The sequence below is a fragment of the Reyranella sp. genome, from assembly GCF_965279465.1.
Classification (GTDB): Bacteria; Pseudomonadota; Alphaproteobacteria; order Reyranellales; family Reyranellaceae; genus Reyranella.
Genome location: NZ_OZ257242.1, coordinates 6,946,814 through 6,963,534 on the forward strand (window position 1 = coordinate 6,946,814; position 16,721 = coordinate 6,963,534).

General features: G+C 63.0%; 14 protein-coding genes and 1 pseudogene. 8 read left to right on the forward strand and 7 right to left on the reverse strand.

The window, feature by feature from the left end:
* Positions 1-4: 4 nt before the first annotated feature.
* Positions 5-841, forward strand: a complete 837-nt coding sequence (locus ACQY8M_RS33885) for a DUF692 domain-containing protein (RefSeq protein WP_428665773.1) — start codon at positions 5-7, stop codon at positions 839-841.
* Positions 838-1,650: a putative DNA-binding domain-containing protein gene (locus ACQY8M_RS33890; protein ID WP_428665775.1), complete on the forward strand. Its 813-nt coding sequence runs from the start codon at positions 838-840 to the stop codon at positions 1,648-1,650. The genes ACQY8M_RS33885 and ACQY8M_RS33890 overlap by 4 nt, the downstream gene beginning before the upstream one ends.
* 524 nt (positions 1,651-2,174) lie before the next feature.
* On the opposite strand, the gene ACQY8M_RS33895 is transcribed toward ACQY8M_RS33890, so the two are convergent.
* Genes ACQY8M_RS33895 through ACQY8M_RS33920 form a run of 6 tightly spaced genes read right to left on the reverse strand, consistent with a single transcriptional unit; the run spans position 2,175 to position 7,866 of the window.
* Complete coding sequence (locus ACQY8M_RS33895) at positions 2,175-2,993, reverse strand: class I SAM-dependent methyltransferase (protein ID WP_428665778.1); 819 nt, start codon at positions 2,991-2,993, stop codon at positions 2,175-2,177.
* Between the two features lie 47 nt (positions 2,994-3,040).
* Entirely contained in the window at positions 3,041-4,090 is a 1,050-nt protein-coding gene (locus tag ACQY8M_RS33900; RefSeq protein WP_428665781.1) for an NAD-dependent epimerase/dehydratase family protein, read from the reverse strand.
* Positions 4,087-4,794 (reverse strand): sugar phosphate nucleotidyltransferase, encoded by a 708-nt coding sequence (locus ACQY8M_RS33905; protein WP_428665784.1) that lies wholly within the window; start codon positions 4,792-4,794, stop codon positions 4,087-4,089. Before ACQY8M_RS33905 ends, ACQY8M_RS33900 begins: the two co-directional genes overlap by 4 nt.
* Complete coding sequence (locus ACQY8M_RS33910; RefSeq protein WP_428665786.1) at positions 4,791-5,750, reverse strand: NAD(P)H-binding protein; 960 nt, start codon at positions 5,748-5,750, stop codon at positions 4,791-4,793. The genes ACQY8M_RS33905 and ACQY8M_RS33910 overlap by 4 nt, the downstream gene beginning before the upstream one ends.
* 11 nt (positions 5,751-5,761) lie before the next feature.
* Positions 5,762-7,030: a polysaccharide biosynthesis/export family protein gene (locus ACQY8M_RS33915; protein WP_428665789.1), complete on the reverse strand. Its 1,269-nt coding sequence runs from the start codon at positions 7,028-7,030 to the stop codon at positions 5,762-5,764.
* Positions 7,027-7,866: a sugar transferase gene (locus ACQY8M_RS33920; RefSeq protein WP_428665792.1), complete on the reverse strand. Its 840-nt coding sequence runs from the start codon at positions 7,864-7,866 to the stop codon at positions 7,027-7,029. The genes ACQY8M_RS33915 and ACQY8M_RS33920 overlap by 4 nt, the downstream gene beginning before the upstream one ends.
* A gap of 953 nt (positions 7,867-8,819) precedes the next feature.
* On the opposite strand from ACQY8M_RS33920, the gene ACQY8M_RS33925 reads away from it, so the two are divergent.
* Positions 8,820-10,376 (forward strand): hypothetical protein, encoded by a 1,557-nt coding sequence (locus tag ACQY8M_RS33925; RefSeq protein ID WP_428665795.1) that lies wholly within the window; start codon positions 8,820-8,822, stop codon positions 10,374-10,376.
* 42 nt (positions 10,377-10,418) lie between these two features.
* On the opposite strand, the pseudogene ACQY8M_RS33930 reads toward ACQY8M_RS33925, so the two are convergent.
* Positions 10,419-10,649, reverse strand: a pseudogene (locus ACQY8M_RS33930) (dTDP-4-dehydrorhamnose 3,5-epimerase family protein); the annotation flags it as partial.
* Positions 10,650-10,980: 331 nt separating this feature from the next.
* Here ACQY8M_RS33930 and ACQY8M_RS33935 point away from each other — a divergent pair.
* The 5 genes from ACQY8M_RS33935 to ACQY8M_RS33955 are packed head-to-tail and all read left to right on the forward strand — an operon-like array spanning position 10,981 to position 16,665.
* Positions 10,981-11,901, forward strand: a complete 921-nt coding sequence (locus ACQY8M_RS33935; RefSeq protein ID WP_428665798.1) for an NAD-dependent epimerase/dehydratase family protein — start codon at positions 10,981-10,983, stop codon at positions 11,899-11,901.
* A 31-nt stretch (positions 11,902-11,932) separates the two neighbouring features.
* Positions 11,933-12,937 carry a glycosyltransferase gene (locus tag ACQY8M_RS33940; RefSeq protein ID WP_428665801.1) on the forward strand — a complete coding sequence of 335 codons (1,005 nt, stop codon included), beginning with the start codon at positions 11,933-11,935 and terminating at the stop codon, positions 12,935-12,937.
* Positions 12,937-14,241 (forward strand): lipopolysaccharide biosynthesis protein, encoded by a 1,305-nt coding sequence (locus tag ACQY8M_RS33945; protein ID WP_428665804.1) that lies wholly within the window; start codon positions 12,937-12,939, stop codon positions 14,239-14,241. The genes ACQY8M_RS33940 and ACQY8M_RS33945 overlap by 1 nt, the downstream gene beginning before the upstream one ends.
* A 46-nt stretch (positions 14,242-14,287) precedes the next feature.
* A complete protein-coding gene (locus ACQY8M_RS33950) occupies positions 14,288-15,709 on the forward strand; it encodes an O-antigen ligase family protein (RefSeq protein ID WP_428665807.1) in 1,422 nt (473 codons plus the stop codon).
* Positions 15,706-16,665 (forward strand): hypothetical protein, encoded by a 960-nt coding sequence (locus ACQY8M_RS33955; RefSeq protein WP_428665810.1) that lies wholly within the window; start codon positions 15,706-15,708, stop codon positions 16,663-16,665. The genes ACQY8M_RS33950 and ACQY8M_RS33955 overlap by 4 nt, the downstream gene beginning before the upstream one ends.
* The last annotated feature ends 56 nt before the right edge of the window (positions 16,666-16,721 follow it).

The following is a 16,721-nucleotide window of genomic DNA, read 5'->3' on the forward strand; positions in this document are numbered from 1 at the left end:
GACCATGAACGACATCGGATTCGGCCTCGGGCTGCGCCATGAGCACTATGAGGAGATCGTCGCGGCTCCCGGCAAGGTCTCCTGGTTCGAGGCGCTCAGCGAGAACTACATGGTCGATGGCGGCATGCCGCTCCACTGGCTCGACACGTTTCGCCGCGACTATCCGATCGCGCTGCACGGCGTGTCGATGTCGATCGGCTCGATCGACCCGCTCGACCACACCTATCTCGGCGAGCTGAAGCAATTGATCGACCGCGTCGATCCGCTGTGGGTCTCCGACCATCTCTGCTTCACCGGCCTGCGCGGCATCAACATGCACGATCTGTTGCCGCTGCCCTATACAGAAGAAGCACTGGACCATGTCGCCGAGCGTGTGATGCGCGTGCAGGACCGCCTCGGGCGCCGGCTGGTGCTGGAGAACGTGTCGAGCTACGTCACCTACGCGGCCTCCGAGCTCACCGAATGGGAGTTCATCGCCGCCCTCGCCCAGCGCGCCGACTGCGAGGTGCTGCTCGACGTGAACAACGTCTTCGTCAGCGCATACAATCATGAGTTCGACGCCATGCAGTTCCTGCGTGGTATCCCGCGCGAGCGCGTGCGGCAATTTCATCTTGCCGGCCACATCAACAACGGCAGCCATATCGTCGACACTCACGACCATCCGATCGTGTCCGGCGTGTGGGAGCTCTACGCCGAGGCGGTGCGGCTCTTCCCGGGCGTGCCGACCATGATCGAACGCGACGCCAACATCCCGCCCTATGCCGAGTTGCTGGCCGAGCTCGATGTAGCGCGCGACATCACCGCCAAGATAACAGGGCAGGCGCGCGAGGCAGCGGAATGACCCGCACCAACGCCGGCTCTCTGGCCGACCTGCAGCGCGCCTTCCAGGATTATGTGCTGCAAAGCAGCGACGGCTTCACCGGCTCGGTGCGCGACACCAGCAAGGCCGACCGGACCACCCTGCTCGACGTCTATCGCGACGGCTATTCACTGCGCCTGATCGAAGTGCTGACCAGCGACTATCCCGGCGTGCTGGCGATGGCGGGCCCCGCCGACTTCAACCACATGGCGCGGGCCTACATCGCCGCCCATCCATCACGTCATCCCAACGCGCGATGGGTCGGCAAGCAGCTGGCCGACTTCCTCGCCGCAACATCGCCCTATGACAAATCGCCGGCCGCCGCCGAGATGGCGCGCTTCGAATGGGCACTGGGCGAGGCGTTCGACAGTACCGATAAGAAGCCGGTCGCGGCCGAGGCCGTCATGTCCGTGCCACCCGAAGCGTGGGAGACGATCTCCTTCGCCGCCTTGCCCTCGCTCCGCCGCCTGAACCTCGCTTTCGACGTGCCGCCGAGCTGGCAGCGCCGCGAGGAAGTCGAGCCGGGCGAGCTCGAGGTCGCGGCCCTGGCCGAGCCCATCGCCTGGGTGATCTGGCGGCCCGAGCTCGTGGCCAATTTCCGCTCGCTCGAACCGGATGAGGCGGCGATGCTCGACACCATGATCGAGGGCCAACCCTTCCCAGCGCTGTGCGAAGCGCTGCTCGCATATGTCGAAGAGGACCAGGCGCCCGCCCGCGCCGCCGGTCTGTTGCGCGCCTGGGTCGAGGAAGGGATGATCGGCTCCTTCAGCCACCGATCTCTGCCCGCTTGATGCAGCGGCAAGCCGAACCCCTTGACGATGCGGCGCTGGCTGACGAATGCCAGATTTGAACCGGCGCAATCCGCATCATCTTGGCCTGCTTCCTCGTACCCGCTATACATGATCCAGTGCGGACGTGGCGGAATCGGTAGACGCAACGGACTTAGACGAATGTTTGAGTGCTCGCCGGGAAACTGGCGATGCAGAACTGCTCAAAGTCGGGGAAACCTTCAATGGCAATCCCGAACCAAGCCCGGCCACGGGAAGGTGTAGAGACTAGACGGGCAGCACCTAAAGCAGTCGCCATGGTGAAGGGATAGTCCAGACCACGAACTCCCATCCTGCCGAACGGCTCGATGGCGCGGCGGCGAAAGCCGAAGTGGTACGAAAATCCGTTGAGGGCAACCTCGTGAGGGTTCGATTCCCTCCGTCCGCACCACTCTTCTCGAATCCTGCCGTCATCTCGTCGATGGCGGTGACAACCTCGATTGCTGCGACTCGTTCAGGATCTCGTTGGTAAACTCAGTCCGACGGCCTCATGATCCGGTTCGCCGAAAGGCCACGACCACATAATACGACTGTGTTCTGAAAGCCGGCACCTTGTGGATTAGGCGATCCACCTTCGAAAGCATGTACTGCATGGGCCGAAGATGCATGGGCGGCACGTAGCTCAACATGCGGAAAAACAGCGTGTTGGGAGACTCGAGCCTCACAGTGCCATCGAAAACTCGATCTAGCAAATCACGCGCCGACTGTCCGAGCGGCGCCTCATCGTCGCTACTGGACTTCTCGATGCCAAACCGGCCTGGTAGCAGGCGCCGCGCGGTCATCAAGAGTGTGCTGTTGGCAGAGGTCTCGATGAACGCACCTCGCCCGCCTGGCTTCAGAACACGTCGAAGCTCTGGGCCGCTGACAGACAGATCGAGATGATGCAGTACGAAGGCACCGCCGACGGCATCGAACTGCCCGTCATCAAAGGGCAACACTTCAGCCGGTACGGCGTGAAAGCTGATGCGGTGGTTCAACCCGCTGACCTCGGCGCGCCAACGCGCCACCTCGAGCGACGACTCCGAGACATCAACGGCGTCGACCTGGGCACCGGCCGCAGCGAACAGGCAGGACATGAATCCAGTTCCGCAGCCGAGATCCAGCACGCGCGCACCGCGAAGATCACCGAGATGATCGAGCACGCAGCGGACGTAATCCGGAAAGCCGAGATATGGCAGCCAGGGCACGGAGCGGTCGCTGAGATCCCCCGCGGTCACGCGATAGAGCGCGGAATCCCGTTCGGCCAGCGAGGACTGCTTGGCGTCCCAGAACTGGCTTTCACGCTCTTGCTTCCCGATCAGGTCCACGTTGTCCTCCTGCCATCCGCGGATCTACATCCCGCGGAGTCACCCGCTCAGTTCACAGGCCGTGTCCCATCATTCGGAAACCGTCCCCCGATCCCAAGCCAGCCGCGATACCAGGCCAGTGTCTCGTCCAGTGCCTTGTCGAGCGTCCAGAGTGGCGACCATCGGAGCATTGACCGGGCCTTGGCCGCCGAGAGGTGCTGTTCTGGAATCTCGTTGGTCGCCCCGCCCTGGATGATCGGCTCCAGGTCTTCTCGACCCGCCGCGGCAAGGATGCGTCGCACCAGCGCGATCACGGAGAGCGGCTGTTCGGTCGACAAGTTGAAAGCATGGCCATGCAGCGCCGGGTCTTCCATTCGCTCGGCCAGGGTCAGGTAGCCAAGCACGACATCGCGGACGTAAATGTAGTCACGGATCATGGAACCGTCCGAGCGCAACACCGGCTGTTCCCCACGGATGGCCCAGCGCGCCACGCCTGGAACGATGCGATTGAAATTCAGGTCACGCCCGCCGAAGAAGTTGCCCGCGCGAGTCACGCAAACCGGCAGTCCGTAGCTGTGGAAATACGTCTGCGCGATGATGTCCGTGCAGGCCTTCGAGGCATCGTAAGGATGGTTACCGTTCAGCGGCATGGTCTCGTCATACGGCAACCTCGCTGCGACGCCATAGGCCTTGTCCGAGGAGGCCACAACGATACGCTTGACTTGGCCCCCCAGCTCTCGGCACGCCTCGAGCACGTTCCAGGTGCCGCGAACATTCGCTTCGAAGGTGGAGCGCGGGTTGCGGTTCGCGACGCCGACGATTGGTTGCGCGCCAAGATGCAGCACGCTGTCGGCCTCATATTCGTTGATCGCCCGCAAGACCGTCTCATAATCCTCGAGCGACCCGTGGACGGTGAAATGCGGCTCGATTTCCGGATCGTCACGGCGCGACAGGTGGTGCCCACCATCGCGCACGTAGCCGATCGTGATCGCGCCACCGAGGTTAAGCTCCTTCACCGTCCAACACCCTAGAAATCCGGACGCGCCGGTGACGAAGACACGCTTGCCCGACCAGAATCCGGGCTGTGGCTTCGCCGCGGTGCCGAACTGATGGCTCACGCTGCGACCTCGTTGCGGATCCAGGGCAGGTTGCCTGCCGCGAACATGGCTTCGATTTCCTGCTGGTCCTTGTAAGTGTCGAGCGACTTGAAGAAACCGTGGTGCCGATAGACGCCAAGATAACGCCCCGCCAGAAGATTCGGGAAGACTTCGCGTTCCAGGTTCTCGCCGCGCCAATGCTCGAAGATGCGCTTCTCCATCACGAAGAAACCGGCATTGATCCAATAATCCTGCAGCACCGGCTTCTCGCGGAAATCACGGATTATGCCGGACTCATCCGCTTCGATGGTCCCGTACTGCGACCGCAACGGCACCGAGGTGATGGTGCCGAGCCGGCCGGAGCGGTGATGAAAGGCCAGCAGATCGTCCAGCACGACATCGGACAGCCCATCGGCGTAGGTCGCCATGAAGGTGTCGCCGAGCAGGTGGCGGCAACCCCATATCCGTCCGCCGGTATCGGTAGCCGCGCCGGTATCGACGATGTCTATGCGCCAACCGAAATCGCGCCCCTCGAAATAGTCCAGGATAACCTCCTTGCGGTATCCGACGGAGAGCACGAATTCCGTGTAGCCCTGCCGGGCGTACAGGTTCATCACACGCAGCAGGATCGGCTTGCCTCCCACCGGCATCATCGGCTTGGGTAGATAGTCCGTGTAGGGATAAGCGCGCGTGCCCGACCCGCCGGCCAAAATGACGACCTTCATTGACGTGTTCCTGGAGGGGTGCAGGTAGTGGCCTCTCCGCTGGGAAACGAAGGCGACAAAGTCTCTGCCAGTCCTTCGCCCAGCGGGATCGGCACTACGCCAAGACGCTGCCGCATGGGAGCGATGTCGAAGGCCTTGTCCTCTGTCAGCCGTCGAATCTGCGCACTGTCGATGCGCGGCACTCCAGGCAACACGGCGCTGAGTGGCGCCATCATCTGAAGCAGACCGGCCGGGACTTCCAACACTCTCGGCACATCCAGGCCGGCAGCTTCGGCGACAGCGCGCAGAAAATCCCGATAGGCAATCGGCTCGGGTCCGGCGATGACCATGGTTTCTGGCCCATCCCAATGGTGCAACGCCGCGGCCAGCAGGCAGCGCGCCACATCCCCCTGATGGATCGGCTGGACCAGAGACCGGCCGCCGCCTGGCAGTGGCGCGACCGGGAGTCGCGACAGCAACGCGGCCAAGCGCTGTACATCTCCGTTGCCTTGTCGGCTGTAGATCAGCGTGGGATGCAGCATGACACCCGACCTGCCGCTGGCGAGAAAGGCAGCCTCTCCAAGCCGAACGCCGTCTCCGTGCGGATCCGCCCACCGCGAGAACCGACGCGTCGATCCCATGAGCACCAGCCGCGCGTTACGCGGCGCGGCGGCGATCACTTGCGGTGTCCAGCGCGCATGCGCCGTATTGACCACAACAGTTGCGTCGGCCAAGGCGATTGCAAGGGCCTTTGGGTCATCGAGATCTGCGATTCGAGGTTCAGCAACAAGGCCGGGCAATGGCACACTGCCGGCCCGGCGCTGTACGGCTATAAGATGATGACCCTCAACAGTGAGCAAACGGCACACAGCAGAGCCCGACCTCCCGGAGGCACCGATCACCGCAATTCGCTCCGCCGCGCGCGTGTTCCGCCCGAGATAGGCGTTGCCACGGGCCGAAGCATCCTCGTAGGCCATCTCCATGCCCGTCAACGTGGCTGGCCCAGGGCGACGCGTCCGCTGGCGCCCGCCTGTCGCGTGGAGAAATCAACGAGATCGCCGGGCAGCAGTGGCGTATCGGCATTGGCATCGATCCGCTGCGGTGGCGTGGCGCGTATCCGCAGGATCTCGACCTTTGCGCTAGGGGGCGTGCCGAGCGGAGCCTCGTCGGTTGGCAGGGCGTCGCTCAGATGCGCGAGGCCGGATCGTGTTTCTTCCAGCGTCACCCGCAGGCCGGCCATCTGATCTTCGATTTCCTTCAGACCGATTTGGGACTCGAGCTTGCGCTGCGTCCCTGCATCGTTGCGCTGATGTTCCAGGCGGATGATTTCCTGCCGTGCGCGCGCGATGTTGGAGAGGATCTGCCGGCGCTCGCCATCAACCTGTGTCGCGAGCCGCGCAAGCTCGATTACGCGTGTTGTGCGGGGAGTCAGGCCTCGCTGCATTAGCGAATCGACGTACTCGGTTTCCTTCTGCAGCAGCGCCTGTTCCTTCTCCTTCGCCGTGGCGTTCTGCTTCCGCTCCTCGACCTCTTCGTTCAGCGCCGCGGTCTGCGCGGTCAGCATATCGAGCAGGTTGCGGAAGCTGGAGCTGCGGCTGCGGAGAATCTGCTGCTCGCTGGCCAAACTCTGCTGCAGCCGCTCGCTCGAAAGGTAGCGTGCGGCCTCCGCAGGGGCTTCGAAATTTTCGGCGTCTCGCCCTTCCGCCGTCCATCGGGCATGGCGCATCAATGCCAAACCGTAGCTCTCCTGTGCTTGCCGGAGGCGTTCGCGCAGCCGAACCATCTCGATATGCACGCCAGCCTCTTCAGGGTCGAGCCGGCGGACGCCGCCAGCGGCCGCGAGCGCATGGCCGACGGTCATGCCGAGCTGATAAGGGTATTGGCCAGGCCGTCGCACCGGACCGGCGACAAGGATCGGCTGCATTTCAGCGATCTCCACGGAAACACGCGGATCCAGCAACGCCGCATCCTCGCGGAGGCGCTGCGCCACGGCATCGCGCACCTGTTCCACCGATTTTCCGGCAACGGAGAGATTGCCGAGGAAAGGCAGAGACACGGCGCCGCCCGGTAGTACCCGGAATTCGCCGGATAGATCGGCGCGCCGATGCACGGAGATGGCTAGCTTGTCGCCCGGACCCACGACAAAGTCTTCCGCTGCCACGGCAGGTCCGCTGCCCAGCAAAGCAAAGACTGCCGCTGCCCAAGCTGCAAATGACCAAGTGAGGCGCAGCAACCTCAGGGCGGCGGCCGTGGTCACCGCACTCCTTCCTGGCGGACGGCCAACTGTTCGCGAACCGATACCAATCGCCGGGCCGGTAGCTCGGTAGCCAGGCTACGGGCCTCCGGCGCGGCAGGCGGGACGCCAAGATCGATCGGCGGAGGCCGCGGCGGCAGATGCTCCGGCGTCGGCACCGCGACCGGCGAACCGCTATGGCGCCGGATCAGAGCCAGGACCCCCTCATGTGTCAGGCGAAAACGGCCCATCAGCCCACCAAAGACCGTGTAAAGGAGGATCAGCAGATCGAGCTTGACCGAATAGGATCGGAGGACAGCTTCGCAATAGGCAATCTCCACTTCCAACCTGGCCTCGTCGGAAAGATTGTCCCGACCGACCAGTTGGACGGGGCCGGTCAGACCGCAACGTACAAGGAAGCGCTGTTCAGTTTGCGGAAAAGTCTCCGCCAGCGCCAGCACCACGTTGTCTGGCAGCGGCCGATTGCCAATGACGCTCAACCGGCCCTGCAGCACATGCACAAGCTGAGGCATCTCTGTAAGCATCGCGCGCTCGATAAGGCGCCCGATCGGCGTGTAGAGAGGCGAGTCGTGCGGCAGATTCAGGAAACGCGTTCCATTGACGGGAACCGTTGCGCGATTGGCAATCCGATCTGCATCGCGACGCATCGTACGGAACTTAATAATCTTCTGCGCGGGGCCACGGTCTACACGCCGACGGGATATGTAAAATGCCGGCCGTCCCTCAGCGATCAGCAGACACATAGTCGACGCTGCCAATACGGGCAGTAAAAAGAATAGCATAGGCAGGCCAACGACCAGGTCAAAAGCCCTCTTCATGCGCGGAATATCATTGGACATAATCCCCTCCTTCGGACAGCCAAAATTCGATAGATTACCTATCCCCCGCCAAACCATAAAACTGTTTGCTAGCTACCTTACCCTGGCCAAACTTTAATACGATGATCGGTTCGGGAAGCTGGTTGGTGCAATTTAGAACTGCATCCCATGGAATAGAGCGGCAGATACGGTATTTCGCCTTCTCTACCACGCGAGATCTGTGCCAAATTAGCAGTCCTGACCTATTCAAATATTAGTATCGTTAATATCACATGCGTCCGATATTCCTTACAAACAACGCGTGCCACATAGCATCTTCCGATGGAGTCCGTGACCATTCGACACGCGACACCAAGGTTGAACTCTAGCCTGTCAGACTTGCACGCGTGGCGCAACTGATCTGACCTAGTTTGTTGTGTGGCTAAGTCAGCTTGGCATCACCACTAGAGGAGGAGTATATTTCTATGCATGCAATCGTTAGCAAGTTTAGCTCTCATGCAAGCTGCCAGCTGAATCCGGCCGCGACCACCCGGCCAGCATATTCGCCCACCCTGCTGCGGGAAAAGCGAGGGCTGCGCGCGATCGGGGGTTGCTCGGCCCCTCAGGCCTGGGCCGCAATAACTCCCTGATACTTCGCAACGGCACTGTCTCGACGGGCTTGGGCTCTCCCTTGCAAGCCGGAGAGACCATGCGGTTCAATTAGTGATCGAGTGCCCGCCCCACCGGGTGGCCAACTTCTTGTCGGAACGGGTGGCCGACCTGAATCGAAATCTGCAAGCACAATTTGATACTGGCTGTCCGGCATGATTAGAATGTCCGTTGCGAAATGCCCCCGCGATCTGACAGCGACCGGCGCAGTCTTTTTGTAGACGTCGCCATAATGCACGGGCGGCGGTGATCGAGGATATCTGTTGGAAAGTGCTGATGCCATGCATGGTCCGCAGGCTGTTGGACCTCTACCTCGGACGACGTGGGTGCCGTCCGATATTGCCGGCTTAATCGCGTTGCTGCGGCGTTATTGGCTGCTGCTGATCGCGTGCGGCGTCGCGGGCAGCCTTGCGCTTCTGGCAACCACCATTGTGTTCTCCGGCCCGCGCTACATCATCACCGCGAAGATCCTGGTCAATTTGGGCCCGGAAATGGCCGCCACGCCGCTGCTGAGAGCGCGGGAAACGGGTGCGGCGGTTGCCGCGACGCGGAGGCCCGAAGATTCGGCGACAGGCGTGGAGATCTTCACCGATCCCCGCCTGATTCGCGAAGTGGTGGCTCAGCTCGGCGACGACTTCTTCGCCGATGAGCCGCCCGTGACCATCTTCCAGCACATCAAGCATGCCATGAAGGCCACGATCCGAGCCGTGCAGGATGTGCTGCGCGAAACCGTGGTATTGACCGGCCTGCGGCCGCCGACGACGCAGCGGGACCGGCTGACGCTGGCCATCGGCGCGGCCCTGCGGGTCGAGCCTGTCAAGCGGACCGATATCATTACCGTCGACCTGACCTTCCCCGATCCGCGGGCCGGCGAGGCCATCCTGGAGCGCTTCATTGCCCAGGCGCTGTCGGGCCATCTGCAAGCCTATCGCTCTCCCGGCGCCACCAAGTTTTTCCGCGATGGCCGCGCGGCAACCCTCGCCGAGCTGCAGGCTGCGGAGGACCGGCTGCTGAAGTTGAGGCTTTCCACGAACGATCCGGTCTGGTCGGTGACCGAACAGCGGCCGGTGCTGATCCGTGCGGAAGCGGAAAGCCAGCTCCAGCTGCGCCAGCTGCGTGCCGCGATCGCCGCGGCGGAGGCGCAGGTCGCGCAATCCGAAGCGGCACTGGCGAAGCTGCCGTCGGAGGTCGAGCTGTCCACCGTGCGGTCGCGCAACACGGCGACCGATGCGATGCGCAGCCGCCTGGTCCAGCTCCGCCTAGACCTTGGCACCCAGCAGGCACGCTATGGCGAGGGCAGCCAGGAGATCGCCGATATCCGTCGCCAGATCGACGCCCTGCTGGCGCAGATCGACGCGGAGGCACCCCTCGTGGTCGACCAGATTACGGTCGGCATCAACCAACTGCACCAGTCCCTCGCCCGCGACCTGATGACCAAGCGGATCGAGCTGGAAGGCCTGCGCGGCAGTGCGGCACGGCTGGAAGAGCAGGTCTCGGGCCTGCGTGCTCAGCTTCAGCAGATGGAGACCGCAGCCATCCAGATTGGCCAGCTGGAACAGGATGTGGCGAGGCTGCGCCGTGCGCTCGACGTCTACGAGCGGGGTTTCGAGGAGGCTCGCCTGACCGAGGCAATCGAGGCGGTGAAGTTTTCCGGCCTGCGTGTGGTGATGCCTCCCACGGCAGAAATCTTGCCCTCCTCGCCGTCGCTGCTTCGCACCGTGCTGCTCGGCTTGGTCGGCGGCCTGGTGCTTGGCGCGGGCCTGATCCTGCTGCGGGAATTCCGCGCCCATGCGCAGGGCGGCGAGAAGCATGACGGTGGCCCGTTGCCGATGGAACCAATGCCCGAGCCACGCCGGGTCGATAGACCGCAGAACGTGGCATGACCCAGCCCGCCATGGCCGGGCCGGTCGCCATGAGCAGTACCTTCACTTGATGTCCCGCACGTACTTCGTGCGCCGGTTCCGGGCGGACAGCTCGGTCCCGAACCACTGGCCGAATGTCGGGCTGTCGGGATGGAGGTTGATGATGGCCTCCCAGAATGCGCCGGGAAAAAAGCGAATAATCTTGGTTAGGGCCGCCGGCGCCAGCTGATAGTGCAATCCCTTTAATGTGCCGCGCTTGCCCTCCAGCAAATTGTAAATCTTGACGAACCGTTCTTCGAGACCGCGGTCGGCGAGCTCTCTCTCGCAAAGCGCGCGGGCGAGGAACCCGCGGTCACCGCCCCGCTATTCGAGGTCGATAGTGGAAGCGTCCTTCAGCGTGTAGGTCTGAATTCCACGTCGGCCAACTATCAAATCACGCCACTACCGAACGCAAGTTTCGACGACGAAGCCGTTCCCTTGGCGCTGTGCCGTACTTTCTGCAGATCCAGCCTCCGCGAGTTGACTGCCTGCAGTTGCTGGTGTGAGATGCCGGACGGCTTGCTGTCGCTGGTCAAGTCACAGCGGCGAGTCTTTCGAGTAGTTGGGCTCGACGCGGAGTTTTATCGTGCAATCGTCAGAATTGGAGAATCGGCTCGGAACGGTAATCATCACGGGTGGCACCGGGTATATCGGTTGCCACTTGGCCAAATATCTGTCCATGGACAATACCGTCGTCATATTGGCGCGGCCGGGAAGCAAGATTCGGCTGGCGCCACAGACTTTGGCATCGGTTTCACTCGAGTTCATCGAGCCGGACTTCGAGAATGTCGATGAGATCGTTGGCCGGGTGAAACCCGACCTTGTTCTGCATTTGGCTTCACAAATTAGCGCCGCTGAATCGCCCGACAATCTGGCGGGCTCAATCCACGCGAACATCACCTACCCGGCCATTCTCGTCGCCGCAATGAAGAAGCATGGCGTGCGCGCCCTGGTAAACTTCGGGTCGAGTTGGCAGACAGCGTATGGCGCCGACTACTCACCGTTCAATTTCTACAGCGTCACGAAGCAATGTTGTGAAGACGTCATCGAGTATTTCGCGCGCGGCGGGCTGTCCGCGGTAACCCTTCGGCTGTTCGACACCTATGGTCCCAACGACTGGCGAAACAAGGTGCTGAATTACATGCTGACTGCCGCAGCAGAGCGGAGAGTTGCCGAGCTGTCGCCGGGACATCAACGAATCCATCTGGTGCACGTCGACGATATCGCTCGTGCCGTCCGCATCGCGGCAGGTTTGGCCCTTGCTGGACATTCCAGGCATCAGGTGTACAGCGCGCCTTCAGACGGAACGATCTCACTGCGCGAGTTGGCTAGTACCATCGAGAAAATCGCAGGGCGTCCCCTTCTTGCCAACTGGGGAGCGCGCGCCTATCGACCGGGCGAGATCATGGAGCCGACAGCAGCCGTTCCGGTTCTGCCTGGCTGGAAGCCGACGGTATCCCTCTCCACGGGCATTGCCCAATGCTACTCGGCACTGATCGGACAATGATTGCCTGGCATCGTGAAAGGTTCCCGGACCAATGACGCAAGCGGGAGCAACACCACGCGTCACCGTAGTCATCCCGACCTACAATGCGGTGCGTTGGCTGCACGAGACGGTAGACAGCATTTTGGCGCAGAAGTTCAGGGATTTCGAACTGCTGGTCCTCGACAATGCCTCGACTGACGACACTCCCGCCGTGATTGGACGTTACAGCGATTCCCGGGTCGACTTCCGGCGCAATTCAACCAATCTGGGGTTCGCTGGCAATGTCAATCGAGGCTGCCGGGAGGCGCGTGGTGAATTCATCATGGTGATCGGCGCGGACGATCGTCTGATGCCGGACTTCCTGACAGCGGCAGTCGACTTTCTGGATGCCGAGCCGGGGGTCAGCATGGTTCATGGTCCGGCTGCCTGGATCGATGCCGAGGGCCGACGCTTTGGCGGCACCGCCGGCGGCTGGGCGCGCATCACCCCCGGCCCCCGCGCCATGCTCGGCGCCTTCGGCGACGGCTTCTGCTTCTCCACTATGCTCATGCGCACCGCCGCGATCCGCGCCACTGGCCCTTTTGACGAGGCTTGGCGTGAAGTGGTCGATCTCTGGCTGTTCATGCGCATGTGCCTCGCCGGCCAGATCGGCTATCTGGACCGTGTCCTTTGCGAATATCGGGTGCACGATGCTGCTATGTCGATGCCGATGTACCGCGCCAACCTGATGTTCCGCCGGCAGATGACCGCGGCCCGCGAGTGCTTCGCCTGGCCCGAAGCGGTGGCAGCGGGCGCCAGCGGCTACCGTCGAGCTGCCGAGCGGCACGCCGCTGCGACTGCCATCGAGGTGTTGCACATGAGCCGTGCCGATGGCTACGGCGCCTTCCTGCGAAACCTCGCCGAAGTGGTGCGCGCCGTGCCCGAGGTGCTGCTGCGGCCCGCCACATGGGCGCGGCTGGGTTTCGGCCTGTTGCCGGGGAGGGTTATCCGGCGCCTTGCCCAGTGGCGCCGCCGGACCCTTGTGCGGCAGCAGTCCGCGTTACCGAAGGCGGGATAATGCTGCGAGACGCAGCGCGTGATGCAATGCTGGTCGTCGGCGGTCGCATCGGATTCGTGGCCCTGTGGTTCCTGGCCACCCTGCTGATCTATCGCGGCCTCGGCTCCGACGCAGCCGGCCTCTCGCAAGCGGGACTCTTCGCCGTCACCATCGCCTGCATCAAGATCGCCTCCGGCTGCATTGTCGATCCCGGCGACGTGGCGCTGATGCGGCATGCACCGGGGCTGATGCGCAGCGATCCGGAGGCGGCCTATCGCCTGTTCCGCTCGGCCTTCTGGCTGCGCGGTGTAGGAACGGTGGCGGTGGTGGCGGTCCTGCTGGTGTTCGCGCCGATCTTCAGCCGCGACGTCCTCGGCCATCCCGAGGCGACGTCGCTCATCCGCTATGTCGGCGCAGCGATCGTCGGGGACATGCTGATCCGCTCCGTGATGGTGGTGATGCAGGCTGCAGAGCGCTTCGTTGCATTCGTGCTGGTCGAAGGGTTGATGCAGGTGCTGCGCTTCGGGTCGATCATGCTGTTGTGGTTGCTCGGCGCGATCAACGTGGAACTCGTGCTGGCCTGCTATGCCGCAGCCTCGTTCGCCGCTGTGCTTGTCGGAGTGGCATGGCTGCCACGGGGCCTCTTCGCCTCGGCCCGCTTCGATCGCGCAGACATGGTCCAGCTCCTGCATTTCCTCAAATGGATGATGCCGGCGATGATGCTGGCTGCCTTCAACGAGAGGGTTGATGTCCTTTTGGTCTACGGCTTCAGCGGATCCGACGCCGCCGGCCGCTATGGCGCCATGCTGACCCTGGCTCTAGTGCCCGACCTGGTGGCGGGCTGTCTGATCTCGCTGCTGCAGCCACGGATCGCCCGGATGCGCGAGGAGGGGACATATGCCGCCCGACTGCATCAGTTCCAGTGGATTTCCCTCCCGGCCGCCGCCGTGACTTTCGTCCTGGCAGTGTCGCTGGCGAAACCGGTCATCGCGCTGCTACTGGGTGAGACGTACGCCGAGAGTTCCGGCATCTTTCTCTGGCTGCTGGCAGGAACGTTGTTCTGGCTCGCGGTCGCGCCGCTGCCGATGACGATGGTCGCCGTTCATGCTCCAGCGCGGATCGCGCTGGTGACCCTCGGTCAATCCGCATATGTCGTCTTGATCGGGCTTTTGCTGCTGCCGAGTTACGGTCCCATCGGCATGGCCTTCGGAATCTTCGTGATGCGGGTTGGAGTCGCCGCCGTGCTGCATGTGACGGCGCTGCGACTCGCCCATACCACCGACGGCGAGGCGGCGCTGCGCCAACCGAGGCCCCATGCGCCCTAGTTTGATCCCTGTCGCCGTGGGAGTCGCGCTGTTCGGCTGTGCAGCCGTGACTGGCCCGCTGATCGCCGTCGGCGCGGTTCTGGGCGTGGCCCTTTTCGCCGCAATCTATGCAGTGCCCCTCATCGGCCTGGCGCTGATGGTGTTGACCGGCACCGCGCTGCAGGTTCTCGGCAGCGAGCATATCACCGGCCTTCCCTTCAGCCTCGGCAAGCTCGCTGGCGCGGTGACTGTCGCTGCCTGGTTGGCGCGCAGCCTGGTGCACCGGTTGCCCGTCACCTGGTCGCCCCAATTCGTCCCGCTAGCGGGATTTCTTGCGGCAGTCTTCGTGGCCATGTTCACCACCAGAACCGCGGACGTAGCAGAAGGGTTCGAGGGACTGTCTCGCTACATCCAGCTCGTCCTGTTGACAGTAATGATCGCCGCTATCGCGGGCGAGTCGGAACGCGCCCTGAACCAGGCCTGCATCGCGCTGACTGCCTGCATGACATTGTCCAGCCTGATTGGGTTCGCGGAATTCCTGCTGCCCAGCCTCGCTTTCGATTTCGACGATCCCAGCTTGGTTGGGGGCAACATCGGCGCGATCATCGACCGGGATTCGCTGGAGGGCGTCGAGATCAAGCGGATCACCGGCGGCTTGTTCGATTCCAACTGGTTCGCCTACATGCTGGTCGCCGTCCTGCCCGTTAACCTGTATCTGTTCGTCCGCTTCAACGGACTTGTCGCGCGCATGCTGATCGCCTCGGCGACGACGCTGCAAAGCATGGGCGTCGTGCTGTCCTTCACCCGCTCAGCGGTCATCGCGTTGGCGATTTCAGTGCTTTACCTGCTGATCCGCAATCGCCTGCCGTTGAAGCCGCTGCTGTTGGCTGGACTTCTTGGAACTACCGGCTTCGCGATTTGGAGCCCTGCGGGCCTGCAGCGCCTCTACTCCTTCGAATATGCAACCGAAGGAGGCAGCACGCCGCTCCGCACCTACCTAGTTCTCGGTGGCATTGATCTGGTGCTGGAACGGCCGATCACGGGTTTCGGCTACAATCAGTATGGTCCGCACTTCATTCACTGGCTCGGCCGGCAACCAGACGTCCCCCAGCTCGTCGACCAGACGATGGAGGACTACGAGCTTCGAGTTGCGGAGGGCATTGAGCGGCTGGAATGGATCATGCCGCACAACACCGTACTGCAGGTCTGGGTGGAATTCGGCATATTCGGGTTGCTGGGCTTCGTTGGCATCATCGTCTTCATCTTTCGCGACCTGTTCGAGGCGCATCGCTTTGGCGATCCCTCCTCTCAGTTGCTGGCGGACTGTCTGGTCGCTGCGACGCTCGGATTCCTGGCCTGCGCCTTGTTCGGCCATTTGATGCTGGCCAAGATGATCTGGCTGCTGGCCGGCTATGCCGCCGCCGTGAGGCGGGTGGCGGTGGCGAGCGCCGCCACAAATCTGGCCTACGGTTCGGGGCTCTCCCGATGAACCGTGGCGAGGCCCTGCTGCGCCGTGTCAGCCTGCTGCTCGGCACCGGCTACATCCTGTATTTCTTTTCTGAGGCGATGTTCTGGTCGCAGTTGCGCCCCGATGAAGGGCTTGTCGACCGGCCGCTCGCGTGCCTGTTCTACTCCTACCTCGGCTATCTGACTCTGGTCGTTCTATGGTACTTCCGCATCCGGAATACCTCCGGCCTGTTTCTTGCCGGCGCAGCCTTCGGATGGATCGGAGAAGGCGTCTTCGCGATGACGCTGTTCGGCGATCCGAGCATGGCCTTCCCCTTCACCATCAGCTGGACCGCTTTGGCCTGGCATGCCCCGATCTCGGTCGTCCTCGGCTGGCATGCGCTGGGAGTCGCCTTGCGCAAACCAAGCCTCGGTACAGCGGCCTGGCTGTCTCTGGGTTTTGGCGTGTTCTGGGGTGTCTGGGCGTATGGTTGGCGCTTCGAGACGCCACCCGTGGCCGCGGCACCTGTCGATTTCCTGATTCAAGCCACGATTGCCACGGCCTTTCTCGCCTTGGCCTACCTTGGGGTCGCTGCCGGACGGCCTGACTCCTTCCAACCCTCGCGCCTCGGACTCATCCTGGCCGGTCTGGTACTCTTCGGCTTCCTGGGCGCGGTGACCGTGCCGCAAGTGCCCCTCGCCCTGCTGGTGCTGCCGGCTCTCACCGCGTTGCTTTTTGTGCTGTTGCGCCGACATCGTCTTGCCAATGCCGGTTCGAGTCCGGGCCTCCTGACCAGCCACTCGTCCCCGCCGCGGCCGGGTAACCTCACCATGCTGGCGTTGATGCCGCTGGCGGCGACCGCCGTCTATGCCCTGCTCGGCGCATCCCAATTGCCTCTGCATAGCTTGTGGGCGATTGGCATGCTGGCCACCGCGGCCGGCGCCACGCTGTTCCTTGTCGCCGCCATCCGGACTCTCCGGCGGAGCAGCCTCCCATGAGGCCGGGGCCGTCCTCGAACTCCTCGTCGACTCCCCTGGTCATGGTTAAGGGAGCC

What these genes read in the sequence shown, in the direction of transcription:
- ACQY8M_RS33890 (WP_428665775.1), top strand. Translation starts at nt 838, where the DNA reads ATGACCCGCACCAACGCCGGCTCTCTGGCCGACCTGCAGCGCGCCTTC.
- ACQY8M_RS33905 (WP_428665784.1), bottom strand. Translation starts at nt 4,794, where the DNA reads ATGAAGGTCGTCATTTTGGCCGGCGGGTCGGGCACGCGCGCTTATCCC.
- ACQY8M_RS33945 (WP_428665804.1), top strand. Translation starts at nt 12,937, where the DNA reads ATGCTGCGAGACGCAGCGCGTGATGCAATGCTGGTCGTCGGCGGTCGC.
- ACQY8M_RS33885 (WP_428665773.1), top strand. Translation starts at nt 5, where the DNA reads ATGAACGACATCGGATTCGGCCTCGGGCTGCGCCATGAGCACTATGAG.
- ACQY8M_RS33910 (WP_428665786.1), bottom strand. Translation starts at nt 5,750, where the DNA reads ATGGCCTACGAGGATGCTTCGGCCCGTGGCAACGCCTATCTCGGGCGG.
- ACQY8M_RS33955 (WP_428665810.1), top strand. Translation starts at nt 15,706, where the DNA reads ATGAACCGTGGCGAGGCCCTGCTGCGCCGTGTCAGCCTGCTGCTCGGC.
- ACQY8M_RS33940 (WP_428665801.1), top strand. Translation starts at nt 11,933, where the DNA reads ATGACGCAAGCGGGAGCAACACCACGCGTCACCGTAGTCATCCCGACC.
- ACQY8M_RS33920 (WP_428665792.1), bottom strand. Translation starts at nt 7,866, where the DNA reads ATGTCCAATGATATTCCGCGCATGAAGAGGGCTTTTGACCTGGTCGTT.